This window comes from Streptomyces sp. NBC_00223 (assembly GCF_036199905.1).
Taxonomy (GTDB): Bacteria; Actinomycetota; Actinomycetes; order Streptomycetales; family Streptomycetaceae; genus Actinacidiphila.
The window spans coordinates 2,806,087-2,832,500 of sequence record NZ_CP108109.1; the positions used below are offsets into that span (position 1 = coordinate 2,806,087).

The 26,414-nt window shown below is 70.0% G+C and carries 16 protein-coding genes and 2 rRNA genes (1 of these 18 running past the window's edge); 5 read left to right on the plus strand and 13 right to left on the minus strand.

The genetic code is table 11. From position 1 onward, the window contains the following. The first annotated feature begins 60 nt into the window (after window positions 1-60). Entirely contained in the window at window positions 61-1,944 is a 1,884-nt protein-coding gene (locus OHA30_RS11730; protein WP_328913761.1) for a serine/threonine-protein kinase, read from the plus strand. Window positions 1,945-2,072: 128 nt separating this feature from the next. Here the strand turns inward: OHA30_RS11730 and OHA30_RS11735 are convergent, their stop codons facing one another. From OHA30_RS11735 to OHA30_RS11745, 3 genes are all read right to left on the minus strand, one after another. Continuing rightward, a complete protein-coding gene (locus tag OHA30_RS11735) occupies window positions 2,073-7,028 on the minus strand; it encodes an NAD-glutamate dehydrogenase (RefSeq protein ID WP_328913762.1) in 4,956 nt (1,651 codons plus the stop codon). A gap of 272 nt (window positions 7,029-7,300) precedes the next feature. Further along, window positions 7,301-7,963, minus strand: coding sequence for an HAD family hydrolase (locus tag OHA30_RS11740; RefSeq protein WP_328913763.1), 663 nt, complete (start codon window positions 7,961-7,963; stop codon window positions 7,301-7,303). A 64-nt stretch (window positions 7,964-8,027) separates the two neighbouring features. Beyond that, a complete protein-coding gene (locus tag OHA30_RS11745) occupies window positions 8,028-8,534 on the minus strand; it encodes a DUF6912 family protein (protein ID WP_328913764.1) in 507 nt (168 codons plus the stop codon). Between the two features lie 140 nt (window positions 8,535-8,674). On the opposite strand from OHA30_RS11745, the gene OHA30_RS11750 reads away from it, so the two are divergent. After that, a complete protein-coding gene (locus OHA30_RS11750) occupies window positions 8,675-9,271 on the plus strand; it encodes an Rv3235 family protein (RefSeq protein WP_328913765.1) in 597 nt (198 codons plus the stop codon). Between the two features lie 114 nt (window positions 9,272-9,385). On the opposite strand, the gene secA is transcribed toward OHA30_RS11750, so the two are convergent. Beyond that, window positions 9,386-12,187 carry a preprotein translocase subunit SecA gene (secA, locus tag OHA30_RS11755; RefSeq protein ID WP_328913766.1) on the minus strand — a complete coding sequence of 934 codons (2,802 nt, stop codon included), beginning with the start codon at window positions 12,185-12,187 and terminating at the stop codon, window positions 9,386-9,388. 246 nt (window positions 12,188-12,433) lie between these two features. Between secA and OHA30_RS11760 the strand changes: the two genes are divergently transcribed. Both OHA30_RS11760 and OHA30_RS11765 read left to right on the plus strand, forming a co-directional pair. Further along, window positions 12,434-13,027 (plus strand): GNAT family N-acetyltransferase, encoded by a 594-nt coding sequence (locus tag OHA30_RS11760; RefSeq protein WP_328913767.1) that lies wholly within the window; start codon window positions 12,434-12,436, stop codon window positions 13,025-13,027. An 84-nt stretch (window positions 13,028-13,111) separates the two neighbouring features. Next, window positions 13,112-14,299 (plus strand): winged helix-turn-helix domain-containing protein, encoded by a 1,188-nt coding sequence (locus tag OHA30_RS11765; RefSeq protein ID WP_328913768.1) that lies wholly within the window; start codon window positions 13,112-13,114, stop codon window positions 14,297-14,299. A gap of 301 nt (window positions 14,300-14,600) precedes the next feature. On the opposite strand, the gene OHA30_RS11770 is transcribed toward OHA30_RS11765, so the two are convergent. The 7 genes from OHA30_RS11770 to mtnA form a co-directional block, all read right to left on the minus strand. Next, the gene (locus OHA30_RS11770) at window positions 14,601-15,338 is read right to left on the minus strand and encodes a response regulator (protein ID WP_405785609.1); all 738 of its coding nucleotides are present in this window, start codon (window positions 15,336-15,338) and stop codon (window positions 14,601-14,603) included. Window positions 15,339-15,444: 106 nt separating this feature from the next. Beyond that, window positions 15,445-16,137 (minus strand): ribosome hibernation-promoting factor, HPF/YfiA family, encoded by a 693-nt coding sequence (hpf, locus tag OHA30_RS11775; RefSeq protein ID WP_328913769.1) that lies wholly within the window; start codon window positions 16,135-16,137, stop codon window positions 15,445-15,447. Window positions 16,138-16,409: 272 nt separating this feature from the next. Next, the gene (locus OHA30_RS11780; protein WP_328913770.1) at window positions 16,410-17,117 is read right to left on the minus strand and encodes a ComF family protein; all 708 of its coding nucleotides are present in this window, start codon (window positions 17,115-17,117) and stop codon (window positions 16,410-16,412) included. A gap of 137 nt (window positions 17,118-17,254) precedes the next feature. Continuing rightward, window positions 17,255-19,093 carry an LpqB family beta-propeller domain-containing protein gene (locus tag OHA30_RS11785; protein WP_328913771.1) on the minus strand — a complete coding sequence of 613 codons (1,839 nt, stop codon included), beginning with the start codon at window positions 19,091-19,093 and terminating at the stop codon, window positions 17,255-17,257. Next, a complete protein-coding gene (gene mtrB, locus OHA30_RS11790; protein WP_328917831.1) occupies window positions 19,093-21,012 on the minus strand; it encodes an MtrAB system histidine kinase MtrB in 1,920 nt (639 codons plus the stop codon). Before mtrB ends, OHA30_RS11785 begins: the two co-directional genes overlap by 1 nt. Before the next feature lie 52 nt (window positions 21,013-21,064). Then, window positions 21,065-21,754: an MtrAB system response regulator MtrA gene (gene mtrA, locus OHA30_RS11795; RefSeq protein WP_328913772.1), complete on the minus strand. Its 690-nt coding sequence runs from the start codon at window positions 21,752-21,754 to the stop codon at window positions 21,065-21,067. Window positions 21,755-21,926: 172 nt separating this feature from the next. Continuing rightward, entirely contained in the window at window positions 21,927-22,997 is a 1,071-nt protein-coding gene (gene mtnA, locus OHA30_RS11800) for an S-methyl-5-thioribose-1-phosphate isomerase (protein ID WP_328913773.1), read from the minus strand. Window positions 22,998-23,090: 93 nt separating this feature from the next. Here mtnA and OHA30_RS11805 point away from each other — a divergent pair, with 93 nt between their 5' ends. After that, window positions 23,091-24,485 carry a glycerophosphoryl diester phosphodiesterase membrane domain-containing protein gene (locus OHA30_RS11805; protein ID WP_328913774.1) on the plus strand — a complete coding sequence of 465 codons (1,395 nt, stop codon included), beginning with the start codon at window positions 23,091-23,093 and terminating at the stop codon, window positions 24,483-24,485. 125 nt (window positions 24,486-24,610) lie between these two features. Here OHA30_RS11805 and rrf read toward each other — a convergent pair. Together rrf and OHA30_RS11815 are read right to left on the minus strand one after the other, a co-directional pair. Then, window positions 24,611-24,727: ribosomal RNA gene (gene rrf, locus OHA30_RS11810) — 5S ribosomal RNA — on the minus strand. 89 nt (window positions 24,728-24,816) lie between these two features. Next, a 23S ribosomal RNA gene (locus tag OHA30_RS11815) occupies window positions 24,817-26,414 on the minus strand; it runs 1,528 nt beyond the window's last position.

Sequence of the window (26,414 nt, forward strand, 5' to 3'; positions counted from 1 at the left end):
CCGGACGGCCCGGCTGACGGGCCGTCCGGGTAGCATCGGGGACCGTTCGCCTACCGGGGGGTGCCTGACATCGCCAGTCACGACCACAGCAGTCCGCTCCAGCCGCTCGGCCCGCAGGACCCGCGTGAGCAAGCCGGTTACCGGCTGCGTGCCCGGATCGGAGAGGGCGGGATGGGCACCGTCTATCTCAGCCACACCCGCGGCGGCCAGCCCGTCGCGCTGAAGGTCATCCGGCGTGAATACGCCCAGGACGAGGAGTTCCGCCGCCGCTTCCAGCAGGAGGTGCAGGCCGCCCGGCGGGTCCAGGGCTACCACGTGGTGCCCGTCGTCGACCACGACACCACCGGCGACCTGCCCTGGCTGGCCACCGACTACGTACCCGGGCTGCCGCTCGACGAGGCGCTGACCCGGTACGGCGCGCTGCCGCTGGCCGCCGTGCTGCAACTGACGGGATGCGCGGCCGAGGCGCTGCGCGCGGTGCACGCGGCCGGTGTGATCCACCGCGACCTCAAGCCCAGCAATGTCCTGCTCGCCGCCAACGGCCCCTGGGTGATCGACTTCGGGATCGCCCGCGCCGCCGACTCCACCCAGCTCACCCGTAGCGGGAAGCTGATCGGCACCCCGCAGTTCATGTCGCCCGAGCACGCCAACGGGCAGCCGCTCAGCCCGGCCACCGATGTCTTCTCGCTCGGCCTGATCGCGGCGCTCTCCTCCACCGGCCGTCATCCGTACGGGGACGCGGGCGCGATCACCCTCGCCACGAAGATCGCCAACACCGCGATACAGCCGCCCGACCTGTCCCGTTACCCCGAGGCGCTGCGGCCACTGCTGGAACGATGTCTGTCCGCCGACCCGGCCGCCCGGCCCAGCCCCGCCGAACTGGCCGCGCTGTGCGAGCAGGCCGCCGGCCGGTCGCTGCGCGACTTCACCGACTGGCTGCCGGAGCCGGTCGCGACCCAGATCGTACGGCGGCAGGCCGCGGCGCAGTTGCCGCCCGGGCCCGAACTGCCCGCGCCGCCGTATCCGCCGGGCCCGACGGCCTATCAGGCGGCCGCGCAGAGCGGCTATCCCTCCGGGGCGCCGAGCGGCTACCCGTCCGGGCTGCGGACCTCGTATCCGCCGGGGCCCGGGACCGGAGTTCCGGCCGGGTCTGCGACGGGGGCGCCGCCCGCGCAGGGGCCGCTCGTACCGCCGCAGGGGCCGCCGTCCTTCCCGCCCACCGGAACGCCCTCGTCCGGGCGGGCGCGGAAGCTGACGGCGGTGGGCGGCGGGGTGGTCGCCCTGGTCCTCGCGGTGACGCTGACCTATGTGCTCACGCGGCCGGACCACGATGCCGGCGTCTCGACGGCCGGCCCGACCGGCGCCCCCGTCGCCACCACGACGGACTCCCCGCGGCCGACGACGACGGCGCCGGACGACGAACCCGCCACGACCCCGGCGACGGACGCCCCCGTGACGGACACACCGCCGGCCGGCGGAGAGCCGCAGGTGCTCATCCGCGACCGCAAGTTCGTGATCCGCTCCCCCGCCTTCAACAGCGGTACGCATGTCGAGCTCGACCGGGCCACCGTCGACCCGAACGGCACGATCGGCGACACCAAGGCCTTCGAGATCGAGTACCAGGACTGGGTGGACGACAGCATGCGTTTCCTCACCACCTTCGGCAAGGCGGAAGGGACCACGTACGAAGCGTGCCGGACAGGGGTCGGCGCGGACGCGCTGCCGGGCGAGATCTTCAAGAAGGACCTGGACGACGACAAGTACTTCACCAAGGGCACGGTGCTCTGCACGGTGACCTCCGACGGCAATCTGGCGATGCTGCGGATCACCGGCGAGACACCGTCCGACGACAGCGGACTGACCTCGCCGATGCCGAGCTACACCACGCTGCTGACGGTCTGGAGGCTGCCGGACTCGACGTCGCAGTCGCCAGGCTCCGGCTGAGAGCCGGGTCCCCGGCCCTGGCCCCGGGACCGAGGCCGGCGGGCCGGGGCCCGGTCAGGGGGTCCCGGCCCGCGGCCGCGGTGGGACCGTACGCCCGGATCGCGGCGTACGGTCCCACCGGTGACCGCCTAGTGGTGGGTGCGCAGCAGCGTGCGGAACGTCCGCATCGCCACCGACAGGCTGGCCAGGTCGAACTCCTCCGCGCTCTGGATCTCCTCCAGGGTGGTGCGGGCCCGGTTGATCAGCCCGGAGTTCTGCTCCTCCCACGCCTGGAAGCGGTGCTCGGGCGAGGCCCCCGCGTTCCCTGCGGACAGCACATCCGCGGTGAGCGCCGCGTGCGCCGCGAAAAGGTCCTCGCGGATCGCCGCGCGGGCCATGGACTGCCAGCGGTCGTCACGCGGCAACTGGCCGATCCGGTCGAGCAGCTGGGTGATCTGCAGCCGGTCGGCGAGGTCGAAGTAGACCTCGGCGACGTCCAGGGGCTCCTTGTCGGCGCGGTGGGCCACGTCGACGATGTCCAGGATCGGGAAGGCCGAGGACAGGCCCGCGACCCGGGTGGCCAGGTCCTCCGGCACCCCGGCGCCGGTCATCTCGTCGTGCACCGACTGGTACCACTCCAGGTCGGCGCCGCGCAGCAGCTTCGGCAGCTGCGGCCAGACCGTGGTCACGCCCTGGCTGAAGAAGTCGATGGTCTCGGCGATCCGGAGCGGCTGGAGGCGGTTGTTGAGCAGCCAGCGGGTGCCGCGCTCGACCAGCCGCCGCGAGTGCAGCCGGATACGGGTGAGCACTTCGGCCGGGACGGTGTTGTCCAGCGACTCGGCCTCGTCCCAGATCTGCGCGAGGCCGAAGATCGCGCGGGCCGAGATGTGCGCCCTGACGATCTCCTCGGTGGTCGCGCCGATCTCCTCGCGGAACCGGTGCAGGAAGGTGGTGCCGCCGGAGTTGACGGTGTCGTTGACGAGAACGGTGGTGACGATCTCGCGGTGCAGCGCGTGGTTGTCGATCTGCTGCTCGAACCGCTCGCGCAGCGGCACCGGGAAGTACGCGTGCAGCAGGGAGCGCAGGTAGGGGTCGTCCGGCAGCTCGGTCTGGATCAGCTCGTCGGCGACGGTGATCTTGGCGTAGGCGAGGACCACCGCCATCTCCGGCTGGGTCAGACCCTGCCCGGCGACCAGCCGCTCCCTGATCTGCCGGTCGGTGGGCAGGAACTCCAGTGCGCGGTCGAGACGGCCGTCGCGCACCAGACGGCGGATGAAGCGTTGGTGTGCATGGAGCAAACTCCGCGTCTGCGCCATGCTGTTGGCGAGTGCGACGTTCTGCGCGTAGTTGTTGCGCAGGACGAGGTTGCCCACCTCGTGGGTCATCTCGGCGAGCAGGGTGTTGCGCTGCTTGACCGTGAGGTCGCCCTCGGCGACCACGCTGTTGAGCAGCACCTTGATGTTGACCTCGTGGTCCGAGGCGTCGACACCGGCGCTGTTGTCGATGGCGTCGGTGTTGATCCGGCCGCCGGTTCCCTCGGGGCCGCCGGAGCGGGCGAACTCGATCCGGCCGAGCTGGGTGAAGCCCAGGTTGCCGCCCTCGCCGACCACCTTGACCCGCAGGTCGGCGCCGTCGATGCGGATCGCGTCGTTGGCCTTGTCGCCGACGTCCGCGTTCGACTCGGTGGACGCCTTGACGTAGGTGCCGATGCCGCCGTTCCACAGCAGGTCGACCGGGGCCCGCAGGATCGCCTTCATCAGCTCGGCGGGGGTGAGCTTGGGGGTACTGCTCTCGATCCCGAGCGCGGCGCGGACCTGCGCGTTGACCGGGACCGCCTTGGCCGTACGGGGGTAGACCCCGCCGCCGTGGGAGATCAGCGAGGTGTCGTAGTCGGCCCACGAGGAGCGCGGCAGCTCGAAGAGCCGGCGCCGCTCGGCGTAGGAGGTGGCGGCGTCCGGCTTGGGGTCGAGGAAGATGTGCCGGTGGTCGAAGGCGGCGACCAGGCGGATGTGCTCGGACAGCAGCATGCCGTTGCCGAAGACGTCGCCGGACATGTCGCCGATGCCGACGACCGTGAAGTCCTCTTCCTGGGTGTTGTGGCCGGTCTCGCGGAAGTGCCGCTTCACCGACTCCCAGGCGCCGCTGGAGGTGATGGCCATCTTCTTGTGGTCGTAGCCGACCGAGCCGCCGGAGGCGAAGGCGTCGCCGAGCCAGAAGCCGTAGGAGACGGCGACCTCGTTGGCGATGTCGGAGAAGGCCGCGGTGCCCTTGTCCGCGGCGACCACCAGATAGGTGTCGTCCTCGTCGTGCCTGACCACGTCACGCGGGGGCACGACCTCGCCGCCGACCAGGTTGTCGGTGATGTCGAGCAGACCGGAGATGAACGTCTTGTACGACGAGATGCCCTCGGCGAGCCAGGCGTCGCGGTCGACGGCCGGGTCGGGCAGCCGCTTGCCGACGAAGCCGCCCTTGGCGCCGACCGGCACGATGACGGTGTTCTTCACCATCTGGGCCTTGACCAGGCCGAGCACCTCGGTACGGAAGTCCTCCCGGCGGTCGGACCAGCGCAGCCCGCCGCGGGCGACCTTGCCGAACCGCAGATGGACGCCCTCGACCCGCGGCGAGTACACCCAGATCTCGAACGCCGGGCGGGGCGCGGGCAGATCGGGGATCGCCTGCGGGTCGAACTTCATCGACAGGTAGGGGTGCGGCCGGCCCTCGGCGTCACGCTGGAAGTAGTTGGTGCGCAGCGTGGCCTTGATGAGGGTGAGGAAGGCCCGCAGGATACGGTCCTCGTCCAGGCTCGCGACCTGGTCGAGGGCGCCGTCCAGTTCCTCCAGGATGCCGTCGGTCAGCTCGCTGCCGGCCCGCTGGTGGTCGGGCGAGAGCCGGGCCTGGAAGAGATTGACCAGCAGCCGGGTGGTGTGGACGTTGGTGCTGAGGGTGTCCTCCATGTAGTCCTGGCTGAAGGTGGACCCGGCCTGCCGCAGGTACTTGGCGTAGGCCCGCAGCACCATCGCCTGCCGCCAGTCCAGCCCGGCGCGCAGCACCAGGGAGTTGAAGCCGTCGTTCTCCGCCCGGTCGGTCCAGGTGGCGGAGAACGCCTCCTGGAAGCGCTCACGGGCGTCGTCGCCGAGGTCGCCGAGCGCCGGGTCGAGACGCAGCCCGAAGTCGTAGACCCAGGCGCGGGAGTTGTCGGAGCGGCGCAGCGCGTAGGGCCGCTCGTCGACGACCTCGACGCCCAGCTGCTGGAGCACCGGCAGCACCGCGGACAGCGAGACGGGCGCGCCGGTGCGGTAGATCTTGAAGCGGCGCTCCTCGGGGGAGGCGCCGACCGGCTCGTACAGGCTCAGGGTGAAGTCGTCGTCACCGAGGCCGACGATGTGCTGGAGGTCGGCGACGGCGACCCGGGGGGTGAAGTCCGCGCGGTAGCCGTCGGGGAATGCCTGCGCGTAGCGGCGGCCGAGTTCGGCCGCGCGCTCCTCGCCGCACTCGGCGGTGAGTGCCTCGGTGAATCCGTCGGCCCAGGAGCGGGTGGCGTCCGACAGGCGGTTCTCGATCCGCTCGACATCGGCGTCGGTCAGCTCGGGCAACGGGGTGCCGGGGTCGACCCGGATCACGAAGTGCAGCCGGGAGAGCACCGATTCGGTGTTCCAGGCGGTGAAGTCCGCGTTACGGCCGCCCAGCTCCTCCTGGAGGATGTGGGTCAGCCGCATCCGCACCTCGGTGGTGTAGCGGTCGCGCGGCAGGTAGACCAGGGCGGAGAAGTAGCGGCCGTACTCGTCCTGGCGCAGGAACAGCCGCAGCTTGCGGCGCTCCTGGAGGTAGAGCACGCTCGTGGCGATCGACCGCAGCTCGTCGACGGGCGTCTGGAACAGCTCGTCGCGGGGGTAGGTCTCCAGGATCTGCAGCAGATCACGGCCGTCGTGGCTGAGCGGGGTGAACCCGGCGCCGTCCAGCACCTCGTCCACCTTGCGGCGGATGACCGGGACCCGGCGGATGGACTCGGTGTAGGCCGCGGACGAGAACAGGCCGAGGAAGCGGCGCTCGCCGGTCACATTGCCGTCGGCGTCGAACTTCTTGACGCCGACGTAGTCCAGGTACGAGGGGCGGTGCACGGTGGAGCGGCTGTTGGCCTTGGTGAGGATCAGCAGCTTGTGCTCGCGGGCCTTGGCCCGGGCGTCGGCCGACAGCCGGCTGAACGACAGGGAGCCGGGGTGCCCGGGGTGGGTGCCGTCGGCGTCCCGGTGCACCGGGTCGGAGCGCAGGATGCCCAGACCCGTGCCGGGCACCGCGGACAGCACGTCCTCGGGCGTGCCGTCGGCGCCGGTCTCGCTGATCAGCTCGTACTCGCGGTAGCCGAGGAAGGTGAAGTGGTCGTCGCAGAGCCAGCGCATCAGCTCCACGGCCTCGCCGGACTCCTGCTCGGGCAGCGGCGGCGGGGTGGCGGCCAGCTCGTCGGCGATGGAGAGCGCGGCCTGCCGCATCTTCGTCCAGTCCTCGACGGACTCGCGTACGTCGGAGAGCACCCGGCGGAGATCGGCGGTGATCTCCTTGAGGTCGGCCCGGTTGGTCTCGCGGTCGATCTCGACGTGGATCCAGGACTCGACGAGAACATCGTGCGGGCGCGGCTCGTCGTCCGAGCCGTTGGCGGAGGTGAGCACTTCCAGGAGCTTGCCCGTGACATCACGGCGGACCCGGAACTGCGGGTGGACGACGACATGCATCGCCCGGTCGGCCTGGGTGAGGGCGTTGGTCACCGAGTCGACGAGGAAGGGCATGTCGTCGGTGACGATCTCGACGACGGTGTGGCTGCACTGCCACCCGTTCTCCTCGACCGTCGGGGTGTGGACCCGGACGTTCGCGGTGCCCTGGGGGCGTACCTCCGCGAGCCGGTAGTGGGAGAGCGCCGCGCCGAAGACGTCGTCCGGGTCGCGGTCGACCAGGTCCTCGGGTGCGCTGTGCAGGTAGTAACGCTGGAGAAACGCCGTCAGCGCCTCTGCGTCGAGGCCCTGGCCGGGTAGTCCTCCCGTCGGGCTGTTCTCACCGACCCGGGCTGCCCGTTCCAGCAGCTCGGCCTTGGTTTCGTCCAGCTTGGTCTGCATGTTCTCTGACTCCTGTCGCGCGCCGTTGCGTGACGTCGGGTGATGGCACGACGTCCCGTGACGCGGGGTTTCCGCTACGGAACGACGTTATGCCGGAAAGAGGACGTTCCGTGCGCATACGCACGGACCGGCCCCTGAAGCACGGATCAACGGTGATCACGCCAGCAAGGCTATCTCTCCGGCCGGGGGGACCTCATGCGCCGTCTTCGTACAAATGCACCACGGGCGTTGTCCTGAATGGACAGAAGCCGGGCCCGGCCTGGGAGAGCGGCCTAGGAGAGGTCCCGCCCGGATATGCGTTCTGCCTGGTGAACGGCCTCGGCCAAGGTGTCCACCACCGGCACTCCTGCGGACTCCAGGCTGCGCCGGCTGTGTGCGCCACCGGTGTACAGCACCGCGTGCGCACCCACGTGGGCGGCGGCTGCGGCGTCGTCGAGAGCGTCGCCGATGACCACCACGCGGCGGCCGTCGACACCGATGGAGGCGAGGTGGCGGGCCATCTGCGCGGACTTGCCCTCGGTGGAGGAGCCGACCCGGCCGTCCACCCGCACGAAGTGCTCGGTGATGCCGTGCGAGCCGACGATCGGCAGCAGCCTCTCGTGCGGGGCGAGCGAGCACAGCGACTGGGTGAGCCCGGCGGCCCGGCGGGCGGCCAGCAGCTCGGCTGCGCCCTCGGCCAGAGCGCAGCGCCCGGCCAGCGACCAGTAGTGCCGGTGGAAGGCCTCGTCCATCACCGCCCACTCGGCGTCACTGGGCAGCCGGCCGAGCAGCCGCTCGTAGAACCTGGGCACCGGCACGCAGTACAGCTCGCGGTAGCGGTCCAGCGTGATGGAGGGCAGGCCGAGTTCGGCGAAGGAGGCGTTCGTGGCCTCGATCACCGCGTCGATGTCGTGGAACAGGGTGCCGTTCCAGTCCCACACGAGATGCGCGTTCACATCGGAAACGGTACTCGCGTACCACGACCGCCCGTTCGGAGCCTGTGGAAAACCCCGATGACCGTCAGCCGATCAGGTGGGGAATCTCCTGTGTCGCATACCACAGCAGCTCGTGATCCTCGGCACCGTCGACGGTGAACTGCGCGTCCGTGTCACCCGCGTCGACCGCCCCCAGGGCCTCGGCCGCCGCGCGGACGTCGTGCTCGGCGTCGTCCGCGTCCAGGTGGACCGCCGCCGCCTTGGACAGCGGGACCTTCCCGGCCAGCCGCACCTCGCCCAGCGCCGCCGGGTCCAGACTGCGGTCCGGGTCGTGGCGCACGTCGCCGTCGGCCACGTCCACCGCGACCACCGTCCGCCGGCGCGGCACGTCGGGGTGCGTGGCGAGCAGCCGCAGCGACGCCTGGGCCGCCCGGGTCAGCGCCGCGTACTCCAACTCCTCGATGTCGTCGGAGAGATACCACTCGCGCAGGCTGGGCGTGACCGCGAAGGCATCCAGCGGCGCGGGGCCCAGCTCGCCCGCCTTGTACGCCTCGGCCAGACCGGCGAGGGTGGTGGGAATGTAGACGCGCATGGCGTGAAGCATACGTGCGTCACCACACCTACAGGTGAATCTCGGGCGGCCTTCCGCAGGCCCCCGCACCGCTTGCCCGGAACTCCCCCGGCCCCCTAGAACCGCTCTTCCCATCACCAGCGATCTCCGGGGGTCCGCCCATGCGTCTCACACCTGTGTCCTTCGCCGCGCCCGTCCCGCCCGCAGAGCCGCCCGCCGTCCCGCCCGCCGGGCCGTCCACCGGGCCTTACGGTCGCGGCCGCCCCGCCCGTAGCCGGCCCGGCGGCACCGCCCCGCCCGGCCGCCGGGACACCCGGCGCCCGGGGCCGTCCCTACGTCCGGGTCCGGGTCCGGGTCCGGGTCCGGGTCCCGGTCCGGCCACCCGTCCGGCCACGGGCCCGGCCGTACGCCCGCTGCCGCCGCACATCTGGTTCGCCGGGCGGCTGCTCGACGTGCTCACCGGGCGGCAGCCGCTGACCTGCCTGGCCGGAAAGGTCAGAAACGAGGCGTACCAGCGGCTGTGGGAGCTGCACGCCGAGCGGACCGACTGGCGGGAGCGGGTCAGGGGCCGGACCCCTTACGTGTACCGCTGCACGCTCTTCCGCACCGCGGGAGGGGCCCTCGAAGTGGCCGCCGTGGTCGCCCTGGACCAGGACGTCTTCCGGGCCCTGGCCTTCCGGCTGGAGCCCGGCGACGAGGACTCCGGGCCCGGCTACGGCCCGGCCCGCTGGCGCTGCACGGACGTGGCGGCGCGGTGAGCGGGGCCGGCATACGGCTCCGGGCGCGCAACGGCCGGGGGCCGGACCCCTGAAAGGTCCGGCCCCCGGCCGTACGCGTCACTCGCGCGCCCTCGCGGGCACGCCGTCCGCGCCCTACTTCTTGCGGCGACGCCCGCCCTTGGCGGCCTTGCGGCGCTCCGCGCGGGTCGAGTTGCCGTCGTCCCCGGAGCCGCCCGAGGCCGCGTCCGCGCCCTCGAAGTCGCCCTCGACGATGCCGCCCTCGCCGTCCACCGAAGGAGCGGAGAAGTGCAGCCGGTCGGCACGCTTCGGCGCCTCCAGACCCTTGGCGCGGATCTCGGGACGCTCCTTGACCAGCGACGGCACCGCGTCGGCGACCTCGGCGTCCGACACCGGCACCTCCTCGACCTGCTGCTCGACCTGGACCTCCAGGTTGAACAGATAGCCGACGGACTCCTCCTTGATGCCGTCCATCATGGCCGAGAACATGTCGAAGCCCTCGCGCTGGTACTCGACCAGCGGGTCGCGCTGCGCCATGGCCCGCAGCCCGATGCCCTCCTGGAGGTAGTCCATCTCGTACAGGTGCTCACGCCACTTGCGGTCGAGCACCGAGAGGACCACACGCCGTTCCAGCTCGCGCATGATGTCCTCGGTGAGCTGCTTCTCACGCTCGGCGTACTGCTCGTGGATGTCGTCCTTGACCGTCTCGCCGATGAACTCGGCGGTGATCCCGGCACGGTCGCCGGCCGCCTCCTCCAGTTCTTCGATCGTGGCCTTGACCGGGTAGAGCTGCTTGAAGGCGCCCCACAGCCGGTCCAGGTCCCAGTCCTCGGCGAAGCCCTCACGCGTCTCGGCGTCGATGTACGCGTCGATGGTGTCGTTCATGAAGTGCTGGATCTGCTCCTGCAGGTCCTCGCCCTCCAGGACGCGGCGGCGCTCGCCGTAGATGACCTCGCGCTGCCGGTTGAGCACCTCGTCGTACTTGAGGACGTTCTTGCGGATCTCGAAGTTCTGCTGCTCGACCTGCGACTGGGCGGAGGCGATCGCGCGGGTCACCATCTTGTTCTCGATCGGGACGTCGTCCGGCACGTTCGCCATGGACATCACACGCTCGACCATCTGCGCCTTGAACAGCCGCATCAGGTCGTCGCCGAGGGAGAGGTAGAAGCGGGACTCGCCGGGGTCGCCCTGACGGCCGGAGCGGCCGCGCAGCTGGTTGTCGATCCGGCGGGACTCGTGCCGCTCGGTGCCCAGCACATACAGGCCGCCGAGGTCCACGACCTCCTCGTGCTCGGCCTTCACGGCCTCCTCGGCGCGCTCAAGCGCCGCGGGGAGGGCCGCGGCCCACTCCTCGACGTGCTCCACCGGGTCCAGGCCGCGCTGGCGCAGCTCCGCCTCGGCGAGGTCGTCGGGGTTGCCGCCGAGCTTGATGTCGGTACCGCGGCCGGCCATGTTGGTGGCGACGGTGACGGCGCCCTTGCGGCCGGCCTGGGCGACGATCGACGCCTCACGGTCGTGCTGCTTGGCGTTGAGCACCTCGTGCGGGACCCCGCGCTTGGACAGCTGCGCCGACAGGTACTCGGACTTCTCGACGGAGACGGTACCGACCAGGACCGGCTGGCCCTTCTCGTGCTTCTCCACGATGTCCTCGACCACGGCCGCGAACTTCGCCTCTTCGGTGCGGTAGATCAGATCCGGCTTGTCCATACGGGCCAGCGGCCGGTTGGTGGGGATCGGGACGACGCCGAGCTTGTAGATCTGGTGGAACTCGGCGGCCTCGGTCATCGCCGTACCGGTCATGCCGGAAAGCTTGCCGTACAGACGGAAGAAGTTCTGGAGGGTGATCGTGGCGAGCGTCTGGTTCTCGTCCTTGATGTCCACCCCCTCCTTGGCCTCGATCGCCTGGTGCATGCCCTCGTTGTAGCGGCGGCCCGCGAGGATACGGCCGGTGTGCTCGTCGACGATCATGACTTCGCCGTCCATGACGACGTAGTCCTTGTCGTTCTTGTAGAGCTCCTTGGCCTTGATGGCGTTGTTCAGATAACCGACGAGCGGGGTGTTCACCGACTCGTAGAGGTTGTCGATGCCCAGCCAGTCCTCGACCTTGCTGACGCCGGACTCGTGGATGGCGACGGTGCGCTTCTTCTCGTCCACGTCGTAGTCGCCGGTCTCCTCCTTGCCGAGGCTGCCGGCCTCGCCGCGGTTGAGCCGCCGCACCAGGCGGGCGAAGTCGCTGTACCACTTGGTGGCCTGGTCGGCAGGACCCGAGATGATCAGCGGCGTACGGGCCTCGTCCACCAGGATCGAGTCGACCTCGTCGACGATCGCGAAGTTGTGGCCGCGCTGGACGAGTTCTTCCTTCGACCAGGCCATGTTGTCGCGCAGGTAGTCGAATCCGAACTCGTTGTTCGTCCCGTAGGTGATGTCGCAGGCGTACTGCGCACGGCGCTCGGCGGGCGACATGTTCGCCAGGATGCAGCCGACCTCCAGGCCGAGGAACTTGTGCACCCGGCCCATCCACTCCGAGTCGCGCTCGGCCAGGTAGTCGTTGACCGTGATCAGGTGAACGCCCTTGCCGGAAATCGCGTTCAGGTACGCGGGCAGGGTGCCGACCAGGGTCTTGCCCTCGCCGGTGCGCATCTCGGCGACATAGCCCAGGTGGAGGGCGGCGCCGCCCATCAGCTGCACATCGTAGTGACGCTGTCCGAGCACGCGCTTGGCGGCCTCACGGACGGCGGCGAACGCCTCGGGGAGCAGGTCGTCGAGGGACTCGCCCTCGGCATGCCGCTCCTTGAACTCGTCGGTGAGGGCCCTCAGCTCGGCATCGGTGAGGCTGATGAAATCCTCTTCGATGGAGTTGACCTGGTCCGCGATGCGGTGCAGCTTGCGCAGGATCTTGCCTTCACCTGCACGCATGATCTTGCTGATGACGGACACGTAGGCTGGCTCCTTGCCGGTCGGGCCGAGCGCGGTTCCCGCGCGTGGCACAGCGGGGTTCCTGTCTGCCTCTGCCCTGCTGCAACGGCCATCGTAAGCGAGGAGACCAGCGGGCCGGGAGGCCCGGCAGTGGCAAAACGGTTTTCCGTGGGCCCGGGGCCTGTCCGATACTCGGCCACAGCCCTCCCGCAGTCCCCTCCCGGGGGTGCTCAGGCACCCCTTTCCGTCCGAAAGGTGTGCCCCGCCATGGAGCCGACCACCCTCACCACGGAACGCCTCCTGCTGCGCCCCCTGGAACCCGCCGACGCCCCGGCGGTGCACGCCGCCTGCCAGGACCCGGAGATCCCGCGCTGGACGACCGTGCCCCACCCGTACACCCCCGAGCACGCGGCGGACTTCACCGGCAGGATCAGCCGCGAGGGGTGGCGGGACGACACCCTCTACAACTTCGGTGTCTTCACCCGTGACGGCTCCGCGCTGGTCGGCTCGATGGGCCTGGTGGACCTGCGGCGGCTCAACACCCCCGAACGGCAGGCGGAACTGGGCTTCTGGACGGCCAAGGAGCAGCGCGGCCGCGGCTGTACGGCTGAGGCCGGCCGCGCGGTGTGCGCCTGGGCCTTCGACGCCCTCGGCGCGGAGCGGATCGAGTGGTACGCGGAGGCCGGCAACGAGGGTTCACGCGCGGTGGCGCTGCGGATCGGCTTCGTGATGGAGGGGACCGCGCGGGCGAGGATCGTCCACCGGGGCACCCGGCGGGACGCGTGGTGCGGCGCGCTGCTGCCGTCGGACCTGGGGCGCGGGGCGGCGACGCCGTACCTGCCGCACCCCTCCGCCGGCTGACCGCGCGGGGTCGGCCGCTGCCCGCCGGGGTGGATTTTCCCAGGTCAGCAGCGTGTGTCAGTGGGCGGCCCTACGCTTTGCGGCATGACGCTCCTGCCGCCGCCCCAGCTCACCTTGACCGCCGACGAAGCCCGTAGGACCGCCCTGCGCGCGCAGGGTTTCCTCGGGGCTCCCGACCGGCGGGCGGGCACCCGCGGGGTGCTGCGGTCGCTCGGCGCGGTGCAGCTCGACACCATCTCGGTGCTGGCCAGGTCGCACGAACTGATCCCGTACGCCCGGCTCGGCGCGGTCGGCCGCGACGCGGTGGAGAGCGCGTACTGGACGGAGAACCACGCCTTCGAGTACTGGTCGCACGCCGCCTGCATCCTGCCGATCGAGGAGTGGCCGCACTTCGCCTTCCGGCGCCGGGCCCGGCGGGCGCGCGGCCACCGCTGGCATGTGCTGGCCGACGCCGAGCGCTCCTGCGCGGCCGTGCTCGACCGGCTCAGGGCCGAGGGTCCGCTGACCTCCACCCAGCTCGGCGGGGCCAAGAACGGCGGGCCGTGGTGGGACTGGTCGGAGACGAAGATCGCGGTGGAGTGGCTGCTCGACACCGGTGAGGTGGTCTGCACCCAGCGCCGCGGCTGGAAGCGGATCTACGACCTCGCCGAGCGGGCGGTGCCCGAGGCGCTGCTGCACGACGACCTCGACGACACCGAGTGCGTACGGCGGCTGGTCGCCCAGGCGGGGGCGGCGATGGGGGTGGCCACCCGGGCCGACCTCGCCGACTACCACCGGCTCAAGGGCGAGCAGGTCACAGCGGTGCTGGACGCCACCGGGCTGGTGCCGGTGGAGGTCGAGGGCTGGGGCAAGCAGGCGTGGGCCGACCCGGCGGCGCTGGCGAGCGAGCCGCGCGGCCGGCACCGTACGACGCTGCTCTCGCCGTTCGACTCGCTGATCTGGGACCGGCCGCGCACCGAGCGGATCTTCGGCTTCACCCACCGGCTGGAGGCGTACACCCCCAAGCCCAAGCGCGTTCACGGCTACTTCGCGATGCCGCTGCTGGCGGGCGGCAGGCTGGTGGGCCGGGTCGACCCGGCGCGCGAGGGGAAGACCCTGGTGGCCCGGCAGGTGTCACTGGACGGGCCCAGGGCGGTGCAGCCCGCGGCGGACGCCCTCGCGGAGGCGGCGAGCTGGGTGGGGGGTGTGGACGTCCGGGTGGAGCGGGTGCTGCCCGAGGCGCTGCGGGCGCCCCTGGAGGCGGCCGTGAAGCTCACCCACGACCTCCGCTGAGCCCTGGGCGCCCGGGGCAGGGCACTCGGGGACGTCGGGGACGGCTGGGCGCCTCGGCGGACGCGGGGGCGTCCCCGGGGCGTGGCGGCGGCGTGGCAGGGGCGCCGGGGAAGCTAGTGCCGTGACCGGAAAGGTTCACCGGTTCACGACGCCCTGCACGGCACCTCGCTGCGTTGTCGAAGTCGCCCGAGTACGCCCAGTACGAGGGCTCCCCCGGCCTGGCGGCCGGAAGGTGCCCCCACCGCCTTGCGATGCACCGCACCGGACGCCGCGAACCAGGCAAACCTTTCCGGCCACGGCACTAGCGGATCTCCAGGATCTTCTCGCGCATCGCGTAGACCACGGCTTCCATCCTGGAGTGCAGCTGGAGCTTCTCCAGGATGTTGCGCACATGGTTCTTCACGGTGTTCTCGCTGATGAAGAGCTCTTTGGCGATGTCCCGGTTGTTGAGGCCGGTCGCCACCAGCTTGAGCACCTCCAGCTCCCGGTCGGTGAGCCTCGGCGCGGGCAGCAGCCGCCGCTCGTCGGTGCGCTGGATCATGGACTTGAACTCGGTCAGCAGCTTGGACGCCATCGACGGGCTGATCTGCGACTGGCCGTCGGCGACCGCCCGGATCGCGGTCGCCACCTCGTCGGTGGAGATCTCCTTGAGCAGATAACCGGTGGCGCCGGCCTTGATCGCCTCGTAGAGGTCGGCTTCCTCGTCGCTTATCGTCAGCATGATGATCTTGGCGCTGGGAGCGACCTCCTTGATGGAGGTGCACGCCTCGATCCCGCCGCGGCGCGGCATCCGGACGTCCATCAGGATGATGTCGGGCAGCAGGTCGGCGGCCTTCTCGACCGCCTCCGCGCCGTCCCCGGCCTCGCCGATGACCTGGATGTCCTCCTCCTGCGCGAGGACGATCTCCAGCCCTCTGCGGAAGAGCGCGTGGTCGTCGACGACCAGCACGCGGATGGGCTCCGCGCGGGCCGGGACAGGGGGTTCGTCATAGGGGACCGGGACGCGCTCACCGGTCGTTCCGTGTCCGAATTCCGGCATCAGATCCTCCCCCACACACCAGAGTTGACCACGAACCCAGCATTTCACGTCCTGACGGTCCGGTGCCCCCGGGACGATCCCCGGGGGCACCGGACTTCAGCCGTTCTCAGGCTCCGTGGTGCAGTACGGCGCCGGCCCCCGCGGGCTCCTCCACTCCCGTCTCGTCCGCGTTCAGGTGGATCACTCCGTAGTCGTAACCGTGCCTGCGGTAGACCACGCTCGGCTGCTTGGTCTCGCTGTCGACGAACAGGTAGAAGTCGTGCCCGACCAGCTCCATCTCGTAGAGCGCCTGGTCGAGCGCCATCGGTGTGGCGATGTGCGTCTTCTCCCTGACCACCAGCGGGCCCTCCCCGCGTACTTCGAGCGGGCCGAACCTGGTGGTGGGCACCGTCTCCGCCGCGCGCTGGTCGGCGGCGAACCTGCCGTCCCCGTCGACATTGGCCGCCTCCGGCACCGCGGTGGCCACATCGGCCGCCGGGATCCGGCCGTTTCCGCGGCGGGTGTGCCGCTTACTGGCGGCCTTGCGCAGACGGGCTTCCAGCTTGGTCACCGCCACGTCCAGCGCGGCGTACGGGTCCGCGGCGGCGGCTTCCGCGCGCACCACGGGTCCTCGGGTGTTCAGCGTGATCTCCACCCGGTCGGAACGGTCCGCCTGGCGGGGGTTGAGCTCCTTGGACACCTCGACGTCGAGGCTGATCACCTTGCCGTCGAGCTTCTGGATCTTGTCCAGCTTCTCGGCCACGTGCTTGCGGAACCTCTCGGGTACCTCGGTCTTGCGGCCCTTGACGACGATGTCCACGCAGAACTCCGTTCCCGGACCGCCCTGTCACCGGACGGTCCCTTTCCTGAGGCCGGCCCGGGTGCCACCCCGTCCGGCGCTGCGTCAGCTGCCACTCCGCCCGCCCGGGGCTTCCGGGTGCCACGAAGCCGCGGCTTTCACCTCCTTCTGCCCCACTGGGAAGATCAACACCCCCGATGTCCGCTTCCCTCTCTCCCGAACATAGTCCCGGAGTGTGGAAGTCGGCATCCCCAGTGACGCCTTGTCTCCGATCGGATGAAGGTTCCCTGCCACTACCTGCGGCAATACCCTGGAGAAGCGGGTTCCGGATCGCTCGGTCCCGCCACTACCGCCGCTCCTTTCACATGCCCTCCCGCCTCTGTGACGGCACGCGCCGCCACGGTCAGTGACGCCCCCGTCGTCATGAGGTCGTCCACCAGCACCACCGGGACCGCCGCCAGCAACCCGGCGCCTCCACCGGCGGCCGCCACCGCGCCGGAGAGGTTCGCCAGCCGCGCGGCCGCGCCCAGCCCGGACTGGTCGGCGACCGGACGACACTGCCGCAGCGCCGCCACCGCCCGGCACGGCACACCCCGCCGCCGCAGCTCCCGGGCCGCCGCACGGGCGATCCGCGCGGTGGCGTCGTGCCCCCGCTGGGCCACCGAGCGCCGCGCCGACGGCACCGGGACCAGCAGTACCGGACCCGCGCCGCACACCCGGGCGGCCGCCCCGGCCAGCGCCGCGCCCAGCGGACGGGCCAGCCCCAGCGCACCCCGCTCCTTGTGCGCCAGGACCACGGCCCGCACCTCGTCCCCGTACCGGGCCGCCGCGTAGACCACCGGCAGCCCGGGCGGTTCCGGCGTCGGACGTACCCGCCGTGCCGGGGCCGCTCCGCCCAGCAGCCCCCGGCACCGCTCGCACAGCTCCGTACGCGGACGCCCGCAGCCCGCGCAGTCCGCCGGCAGCACCAGCCCGGTCATCTCCTGCCACCAGCCCCGCATGACTCCACTGTGCCCGCTGCCGACGGATCGCCGCCAGTCACTCGTCCGTGGCTGTGGATAACTTGGAAACCACAGGTCAGCGGCGATGCGGGGCCGTGGGCCGCCGCGCGCTCACGGGGGCGTGGGCCGCTGTGCGCTCACCCCGGGTAGACGGGGCTGCCGCCCTTGGGCGTGACCTGCTTCCAGTTGTTGTCGGGCCCCAGCCGGTAGACGCTGCCGTTGTAGGAGGCCAGCAGCGGCTTGGTCTGGTCCTCCGAGGCCGCGACAGACGCGGCCTCGCTGACCCCTTGCAGCGCGGTGCTCGTGGAGCCGTCGGTGCTCATGTACTCGATCCGCTGCGCGCCGCCCGACTCCCGGTCGAGCAGCACCAGCCGGCTCGCCCCCGCCCATGACACCGAGGTGACGTTCTCCCCCGGCGGCGTGAGCATACGCAGGCCCGTCACCGAGAACTGCGGGTGCTTGAGCGTCCCGCCCCTGACGATCCGGCCGAGCAGGAGCCGCATGACCTTGTCCTGCTCCACGACGAGCGCTATCCGCACCCCGTCGGAGGCCACCCGCAGCGACTCCACCCGCCCTTCCAGGCCCTCCACCGACGCCTCGACGGCCGGTCCCCGTCCGTCCGGCAGCACCAGCAGCTTGGGCGCCTTGGGATCGCGGTCGGCGACCCACAGGTCGTCGAAACCGTCCCAGCTGGGCGCGCTCAGGCCGTCCTTGGCGGTTGTCGCATTGCTCCTGATCACCGGGTCGCCCAGCGGCTCGTCGTACACGAGCGAGCCGACCACCAGCTCGCGGCCGTTGTTCCGCACGCCCGCCGCCACCTGCTCGTCACGCCGGACCGCGACGGAGTCCAGATCCGCCTTGTTGTCCCCGAAGGGACCTGTCACCCGGCTGCCCGAGTTGTTGACCTGGCCCAGTTCGAGGAGCGGGTGCTGACGCTGGCCGTCGGACCCGATGTAGTACTGCCGGGTGGCCGAGCCGACCCGGTTCTCCGGGCCGTAAGTCTGCGCCTGCCCGCTGGGCAGGCTGCACGCCAGGGAGCCGTCCGCCCGCTCCACGTCGGCGGAGGCCAGCTTCGCCGACGCCTGCGCCTGCACGGTGGCGAAGAGCTGCGCGGCCAGCCGTGCGCAGCGCTGCCCGCCCATCCGGTCCGCGGAGTGGTCGAGCCGCACCCGGAGGCGCTGGGAGTCGTCGAGCGTCACCCCGTGGTCGGGAGTCTTGTCGTACAGCCTGATACCGCTCGGCGCCGCCGAGGTCACCGCCGGGGACAGCCAGTCCGTGGGGCCGCCGAGCAGCGCCGAGACGGTGGACACCAGCGGATCGGTCTGATTGCGCAGGTACACCGGGTCGGCGACCAGCGTCTCCACGGTGCTGCCGTCGGGGTGCTCGTCCGGGCCGAGCTTGGCGAAGTAGTACATGTTCACCGAGTGGTACAGCCGCTGGAAGTCCGGCTCGGAGAGCACCAGGCCGTCCCGCAGACCGTCGATCCGCCACTCGTTGTTCTGCTTGACGAGGTGGAACGACGTCCGGAACTCGCCCTGGTCCGGCAGGTACGCGTGCTTGGTGTCCACCACGGCCGCCTTGGTGCCGGACAGCGAGACGGTCGCGTAGCCCTCCTTGCGGCTGATGCTGTCGGCGTCGGGCGACTGCCGGCCGCTGGAGAACACCGTGATCTGGGCGGTCGGGTCCCAGCGCGCCGCCATCTCCTTGGTCAGGTACTTCTTCGCGGTCGAGAAGTCCGTCTCACCGCTGGTGGTCGCCTCCAGGAAGCCGCTGACGATCTGCGAGGTGTTCTCACCGTCGTGCGGCGCTATGCCGAACACCCGGACCTGCGAGTCGGCGTCCGCACGCTGTCCGTCACCGACCTTGCGCACCTCGCCGCTGCTGGGCATCGAGGCGCACCCGGCCAGCAGCACCGCCGCGCACACCGGCAGCCAGCCGCGGCGCAGCAGTCGTCCCCGGCCCCCCGTCGCACCCATCAGAAGTCGTCCTCCCGTACTGCGTCCCTGCGTTCCACCACGCGTGCCCCGCTGCCGGGCAGCGCGGCCGGGTCGGCCGTGGGCGGTCGCGGCTGCGCACCGGGCATCGAGGGCATGCCCGGCATCTGCGGTCCGCGGACCCCGGCCTCGCGTATCCGGCCCGCCTCGGCCGTCCTGCCGTCCCCGGCGCCCGCCCGGGGTACGGGCACGGCGGCCTGCGTCGACGCCCTGGCCGGAAGCCCCGAGGAGTTCAGACCTCGGTTGCGCCGCGAGTCGTCCGGCTCCAGCGGTATGGGTGAGCCGCGCAGGCTGTCGCCCGCGGTCCTCGGCAGCGTCATACGGAACTGCGATCCACCGCCCGGCTCGCCCCACGCCTGGAGCCAGCCGCCGTGCAGCCGGGCGTCCTCCACCGCGATGGACAGGCCGAGCCCGGTACCGCCCGTGGTACGCGCCCGGGCCGGATCGGCCCGCCAGAAGCGGTTGAACACCCGGGTCGCCTCGCCGGGCTTGAGTCCGACCCCGTAGTCCCGTACGGCCACCGCGACCGCGCCGTCGGCGGTGGCCAGCCGCACCATCACGTCCTGGCCCTCGCCGTGCTCGATCGCGTTGACCACCAGGTTGCGCAGCACGCGCTCCACCCGGCGGGGGTCGGCCTCGGCTATCACCGGCTGGGCGTCGCCGCGTACGACGACCCGGCTGCCCTTGCGCTCGGCGAGCGGCTCGGCCGCGTCCACCACCCGGCGGACGACCTCGCGCAGGTCTATCGGCTCTGCGGACAGCTCAGCGGCGCCCGCGTCGAACCGGCTGATCTCCAGCAGGTCGGACAGCAGCGACTCGAAGCGGTCCAGCTGGTTCTGCAGTAGCTCGGCGGAGCGGGCGGTGACCGGGTCGAAGTCGGTGCGCGCGTCATGGATGACGTCCGCGGCCATCCGTACCGTCGTTAGCGGGGTCCGCAGCTCGTGCGAGACGTCGGAGACGAAGCGGCGCTGCATCCTCGACAGGTCCTCCAGCTGCTGGATCTTGACCTGGAGGTTCTGCGCCATCTTGTTGAACGACTCGCCGAGCCGGGCGATGTCGTCCTCACCGGTGACCTGCATGCGTTCCTGGAGCCGGCCGGCCGCCAGCCGCTCGGCGATCCCGGCCGCCATCCGTACCGGCGTGACGACCTGCCGTGTCACCAGCCAGGCGATCGCGCCGAGAAGCACCACCACGAAGATCCCCGCGGTGGCCAGTGTGCCCTTGACCAGGCCGAGGGTCTTCTCCTCCTGGTCGAACGGGAAGAGGTAGTACAGCTGGTACGTGTTCCCGTTGATGTCGGTGAGGCGCTTGCCGACCGCCAGCGCGGGGCGTGGCTGATTGCCGTCGTCGGTTCTGATCAGCGTGTACTGCTTGAGCGCGCCCGTGTGGGTCTCGACCGCGTCGCTGAGCGACTTCGGGATGCTCTGCTCGGGCAGCACACTGCCGGAGCCGCGCGGCCCCCGCGCGTTGACACTGCCCTCGCCGAACGACGGCTCGTCGCCGGCGCCCGGGCTGAGCGCGACGATCCAGTAGACGCCTTTGCCGCCGCTCGCGAACTGGCCGACCAGGCTGTTGAGCCAGGTACCGGAGTCGATCGGCCCCTGCGGGGTGCCGGAACCGGAGGCGTCCTGCGACTGGCTGCCCTTGTCGGCCATGTCCTGGGCGATGGAGAAACCACCGGTCGCCTGATTCGTCGCGGCCTTCTCCTTCGCGTCGAGCAGGCCGTTCTTCACCTGGCCGATGACGACGAAGCCCAGCAGCAGCACCACGCCCACCGACATCAGCAAGGTGAAGGCGACCACCCGCAGCTGAAGGTTGCGCCGCCACAGCCGAGCCGCGGGCTGCAGCGGACGCCGTGCCCAGCGCACGCACGAGCGGATCACCGGCAGCAGCCCCCGCATGGGTTCGGCCAGCCGGCTCTCCAAACGCTCACGCTCGTACGACGCGCACATCTCAGCCCGGTCCCGCCTTGTAGCCGACGCCTCGGACCGTCACGACGATCTCGGGGCGCTCGGGGTCCTGCTCCACCTTGGACCGCAGCCGCTGAACATGGACGTTCACCAGCCGGGTGTCGGCCGCGTGCCGGTAACCCCACACCTGCTCGAGCAGCACCTCACGGGTGAACACCTGCCACGGCTTGCGGGCCAGCGCCACCAGCAGATCGAACTCCAGCGGCGTCAGCGCGATCGGCTGCCCGTCCCGCTTCACCGAGTGTCCGGCCACATCGATCACCAGATCACCGATCGCCAGCTGCTCGGGCGTCGGCTCCTCCGCCCGGCGCAGCCGGGCCCGGACCCGCGCCACCAGTTCCTTCGGCTTGAAGGGCTTGATGACATAGTCATCTGCGCCCGATTCGAGGCCGACCACGACATCGACGGTGTCGCTCTTCGCCGTCAGCATCACGATCGGCACGCCGGACTCGGCCCGGATCTGACGGCATACGTCGATGCCGTCCCGCCCGGGCAGCATGAGGTCGAGGAGAACCAGATCCGGCTTGTTCTCCCGAAAAGCGGCCAGCGCCTTGTCACCGTCCGCGCAGAACGACGGCTCAAAACCCTCGCCACGCAGCACGATGCCGAGCATCTCCGACAGCGCGGTGTCGTCGTCGACGACCAGGACACGTCCCTTCATACCGACCATCATCCCATTTACATATCGATACCGGTAACCTGTGGTGATCGAGGTCACGCTACGCAACCATTGTCCATGGTTGTCCGTAGACGCGCTGCCCCCACGAGCCAGCCTGTGGATAAGTTGCCTGCCGACTTCCGGACCGACCTTATGCGATCCCTTGTGGCCCTTGGGCCGAATCCTTTCAGCGCCCCTGCCTGGGACTCTGCCCGCACACCGCCGCCAGACCATCGGCGGTCACCGGGGACACCACCCCATTCTCCGTCACGATCGCCGAAATCAATTCCGGCGGCGTCACGTCGAAGGCCGGATTGTACGCCTGAGTCCCCAGCGGAGACGGCGCCAGGTCCGTCACCTCGCCGCCCGACCGCTGTTCCACCTCGATCGAAGCACCGTCGGCGGTGGCCAGATCGACCGTCGTGGTCGGCGCCACCACGACGAACGGCACACGGTGATAACCGGCCAGCACCGCCAGCGGATAGGTGCCGACCTTGTTCGCCGTCGAACCGTCCGCCGCGATCCGGTCCGCCCCCACCAGCACCGCGTCCACCTCACCCGCCCGGAAGAGCGACCCCGCCGCACTGTCCACCAGCAGCGTGTACGGCATCCCGGCCCGCGCCGCCTCGTACGCCGTCAGCCGCGCGCCCTGGAGCAGCGGACGGGTCTCGTCCACCCACAGCCGCCGCAGCTCCCCGACCCGGTGCACGGCCATCACGACGCCCAGCGCCGTACCCTCCCCGCCCGAGACGAGCGCCCCGGTGTTGCAGTGGGTCAGAATCCGGTAGCCGCCACCGGGGACCAGCTCCGAGAGCAGCCGCCGGCCGTGCGCCGCCATAGCCGTGCTCGCCGCCGCGTCCTCCGCGTGCAGCGCCCGGGCCTCCGCGAGCGCAGCGGCCGCCGCCAGCGCGGGAGACGCCCGCCGGTACGCGGCCAGCGCCCGCCGTACGCCGTACCCCAGGTTCACCGCCGTCGGCCGGGCCTGTGCCAGCAGCTCGGCGGCGTCCTCCACGTCGTACCCGCGGGCCGCCGCGAGCGCCACCCCGTAGGCACCGGCCAGTCCCAGCACCGGCGCTCCCCGTACCGCGAGCGAACGTATCGCCGCCACCAGGGCCTGCACGTCCGTGCAGACCAACTCCACCTCCGCTTGGGGGAGTCGGGTCTGGTCGAGCAGCACCAGGACCGGGCCCTCGGGCGGCTCCTCCCATCGCAACGTGGGAATGCCGCCGCTCTCGGGTCGCGCGATGTGATCACCCATGCCCTCAGTGTGCCCTGCGAGGCCGGGCCCGCGGCAGCCCATGACACGATGGCGACCAGTACAGCACCGAGCAACACGAAGGGGCAGCCTCCCATGACCAACACTCCGGGCTGGGCCACGCCCGGACCTTCCGACTCGCCCGAGCCGGACGACGGCGCCAGCCCCACGACCTCCTCAGCACCCACGCCGACCAGCGGTTCCGGCACCGAGGCGACCGGGCCGACGGGGTCCACGCCCGCGGTGTCCGTGCCGGCGCCGTCCGGCGCCGAGACGTCCGGGGCCTCCGCGGTGGCTGACACCGTGCAGGACACGCCGCCGCCGACGGCCGCGGCCGGGCACCCCGGCTGGTCACACCAGCAGCCGCCGGCGGAACAGGGCTGGGCCCGCTGGACCCCTCCGCAGAACGCTCAGCCCCCGAAGCCTCCGCAGCAGGGCGGCCCCCGCTGGGGAGGCGGAGCGCCCATGGCGGGCGGCTGGCAGCAGCAAGGGCCCTGGAGCAAGCCCCAGGCGCCCAAGCCGGGTGTCATCCCGCTGCGTCCGCTGGGCGTCGGGGAGATCCTGGACGGTGCCATCGCGATCCTGCGGCGTTACTGGCGGGCGATCGTCGGCTTCACCTTCGCGGTCGCCCTTGTCACGCAAGGCGTGGGAATCGTGCTCCAGGGCACGCTCGTCGACAACACCCGTCTCAAGAGCCTCCAGAACGACCCCGACCCGAGCCTCAGCGACGTCTACCACGCCTTCCGTTCGACGCTGCTGGGCTCGGCACTGGCCGTTCTGGTCATTATGGTCGGACTGCTGGTCGCCACCGCGATGCTCACCATGGTCACCAGTCGGGCGGTGCTCGGCCACAAGGTGACGGCCGGCGAGGCCTGGCGTGACGCCCGGCCGAGGGTGCTCCAACTCATCGGTCTGACCCTGCTGCTTCTGGTGATCTACTGCGGTGTGCTGGGTCTGGCCGTACTTCCCGGTGTACTGATCTCGCTCGCGGGTGCGGAAGACGGGGGAGCCATGCTGGCCTCGCTCGGTCTGGTCGGCGGTTTCGTGGTCGTGCTCTGGCTCTGGATCCAATGGAGCCTGGCCTCACCCGCGCTGATGCTGGAAAAGCAGGGCATTGTGTCGGCCATGAAGCGTTCCGCGAAGCTGGTACGCGGGAAGTGGTGGCGAGTTCTGGGCGTCCAACTCCTGTCGATCGCCCTGGTGTACATCGCCTCGACCATCATCGACCTCCCGTTCACCCTGCTGGCCGGGGCGATTACGGGTGACGACTTCACGTCGTTCCTCAACGCCGACACCAACCCCGGCTGGTCGTTCCTCATCATCTCGGGCGTCGGCTCGGTTCTCGGGGCGACGATCACTCTGCCGATCAGCGCCGGCGTCACCGCTCTGCTCTACATGGACCAGCGCATTCGCCGTGAGTCGCTGGACCTGGAGCTTGCGCGTGCCGCTCAGGCCCAGCCCCAAGGTCAGAGTCAGGGCCAGGCGAACTGACGGACAGGCGCCCAGGTCAGGTCAGGTGAACTGACCGGCAGGCGCCTGGCTCCGCCTTTGGTCTCCAACGCAAAAAAAAAGGCCCGGCCTCGGATACGAAATCCGAGGCCGGGCCTCCAATAGTTGTTCGGCGGTGTCCTACTCTCCCACAGGGTCCCCCCTGCAGTACCATCGGCGCTGAAAGGCTTAGCTTCCGGGTTCGGAATGTAACCGGGCGTTTCCCTAACGCTATGACCACCGAAACACCATGAAACACACACCACACACCCCGAATATGGGAATGTGTGTGGTGGCTGGTTGTTTCAGAACCACACAGTGGACGCGAGCAACTGAGGACAAGCCCTCGGCCTATTAGTACCGGTCAGCTCCACCCCTTACAGGGCTTCCACATCCGGCCTATCAACCCAGTCGTCTACTGGGAGCCTTACCCCATCAAGTGGGTGGGAGCCCTCATCTCGAAGCAGGCTTCCCGCTTAGATGCTTTCAGCGGTTATCCCTCCCGAACGTAGCCAACCAGCCATGCCCTTGGCAGGACAACTGGCACACCAGAGGTTCGTCCGTCCCGGTCCTCTCGTACTAGGGACAGCCCTTCTCAAGACTCCAACGCGCACAGCGGATAGGGACCGAACTGTCTCACGACGTTCTAAACCCAGCTCGCGTACCGCTTTAATGGGCGAACAGCCCAACCCTTGGGACCGACTCCAGCCCCAGGATGCGACGAGCCGACATCGAGGTGCCAAACCATCCCGTCGATATGGACTCTTGGGGAAGATCAGCCTGTTATCCCCGGGGTACCTTTTATCCGTTGAGCGACGGCGCTTCCACAAGCCACCGCCGGATCACTAGTCCCTACTTTCGTACCTGCTCGACCCGTCAGTCTCACAGTCAAGCTCCCTTGTGCACTTACACTCAACACCTGATTGCCAACCAGGCTGAGGGAACCTTTGGGCGCCTCCGTTACCCTTTAGGAGGCAACCGCCCCAGTTAAACTACCCACCAGACACTGTCCCTGATCCGGATCACGGACCGAGGTTAGACATCCAGCACGACCAGAGTGGTATTTCAACGACGACTCCACCACGGCTGGCGCCGCGATATCAAAGTCTCCCACCTATCCTACACAAGCCGAACCGAACACCAATATCAAGCTATAGTAAAGGTCCCGGGGTCTTTCCGTCCTGCTGCGCGAAACGAGCATCTTTACTCGTAATGCAATTTCACCGGGCCTATGGTTGAGACAGTCGAGAAGTCGTTACGCCATTCGTGCAGGTCGGAACTTACCCGACAAGGAATTTCGCTACCTTAGGATGGTTATAGTTACCACCGCCGTTTACTGGCGCTTAAGTTCTCAGCTTCGCCACACCGAAATGTGACTAACCGGTCCCCTTAACGTTCCAGCACCGGGCAGGCGTCAGTCCGTATACATCGCCTTACGGCTTCGCACGGACCTGTGTTTTTAGTAAACAGTCGCTTCTCGCTGGTCTCTGCGGCCACCCCCAGCTCAGAGAGTAAATCCCCTCACCAGACGTGGCCCCCCTTCTCCCGAAGTTACGGGGGCATTTTGCCGAGTTCCTTAACCATAGTTCACCCGAACGCCTCGGTATTCTCTACCTGACCACCTGAGTCGGTTTAGGGTACGGGCCGCCATGAAACTCGCTAGAGGCTTTTCTCGACAGCATAGGATCATCCACTTCACCACAATCGGCTCGGCATCAGGTCTCACCCTCATAAGAGACGGATTTGCCTATCTCTCGGGCTACACCCTTACCCCGGGACAACCACCGCCCGGGCTGGACTACCTTCCTGCGTCACCCCATCGCTTACCTACTACCACCTCGGTTCAGCGGCTCCACCACTCCCACCTCATCCGAAGACTCAGCAGGCGGCTCCACGGCCTTAGCATTAATGGGCTCGATACTGGGCGTTTCA

Coding starts and splice junctions, on each gene's coding strand:
- OHA30_RS11805 (WP_328913774.1), top strand. CDS start 23,091: ATGACCAACACTCCGGGCTGGGCCACGCCCGGACCTTCCGACTCGCCC.
- OHA30_RS11765 (WP_328913768.1), top strand. CDS start 13,112: ATGACGCTCCTGCCGCCGCCCCAGCTCACCTTGACCGCCGACGAAGCC.
- mtrA (WP_328913772.1), bottom strand. CDS start 21,754: ATGATGGTCGGTATGAAGGGACGTGTCCTGGTCGTCGACGACGACACC.
- OHA30_RS11745 (WP_328913764.1), bottom strand. CDS start 8,534: ATGCGCGTCTACATTCCCACCACCCTCGCCGGTCTGGCCGAGGCGTAC.
- OHA30_RS11780 (WP_328913770.1), bottom strand. CDS start 17,117: ATGCGGGGCTGGTGGCAGGAGATGACCGGGCTGGTGCTGCCGGCGGAC.
- mtrB (WP_328917831.1), bottom strand. CDS start 21,012: ATGCGGGGGCTGCTGCCGGTGATCCGCTCGTGCGTGCGCTGGGCACGG.
- OHA30_RS11770 (WP_405785609.1), bottom strand. CDS start 15,338: ATGCCGGAATTCGGACACGGAACGACCGGTGAGCGCGTCCCGGTCCCC.
- OHA30_RS11750 (WP_328913765.1), top strand. CDS start 8,675: ATGCGTCTCACACCTGTGTCCTTCGCCGCGCCCGTCCCGCCCGCAGAG.
- OHA30_RS11785 (WP_328913771.1), bottom strand. CDS start 19,093: ATGGGTGCGACGGGGGGCCGGGGACGACTGCTGCGCCGCGGCTGGCTG.
- OHA30_RS11735 (WP_328913762.1), bottom strand. CDS start 7,028: ATGCAGACCAAGCTGGACGAAACCAAGGCCGAGCTGCTGGAACGGGCA.
- OHA30_RS11760 (WP_328913767.1), top strand. CDS start 12,434: ATGGAGCCGACCACCCTCACCACGGAACGCCTCCTGCTGCGCCCCCTG.
- mtnA (WP_328913773.1), bottom strand. CDS start 22,997: ATGGGTGATCACATCGCGCGACCCGAGAGCGGCGGCATTCCCACGTTG.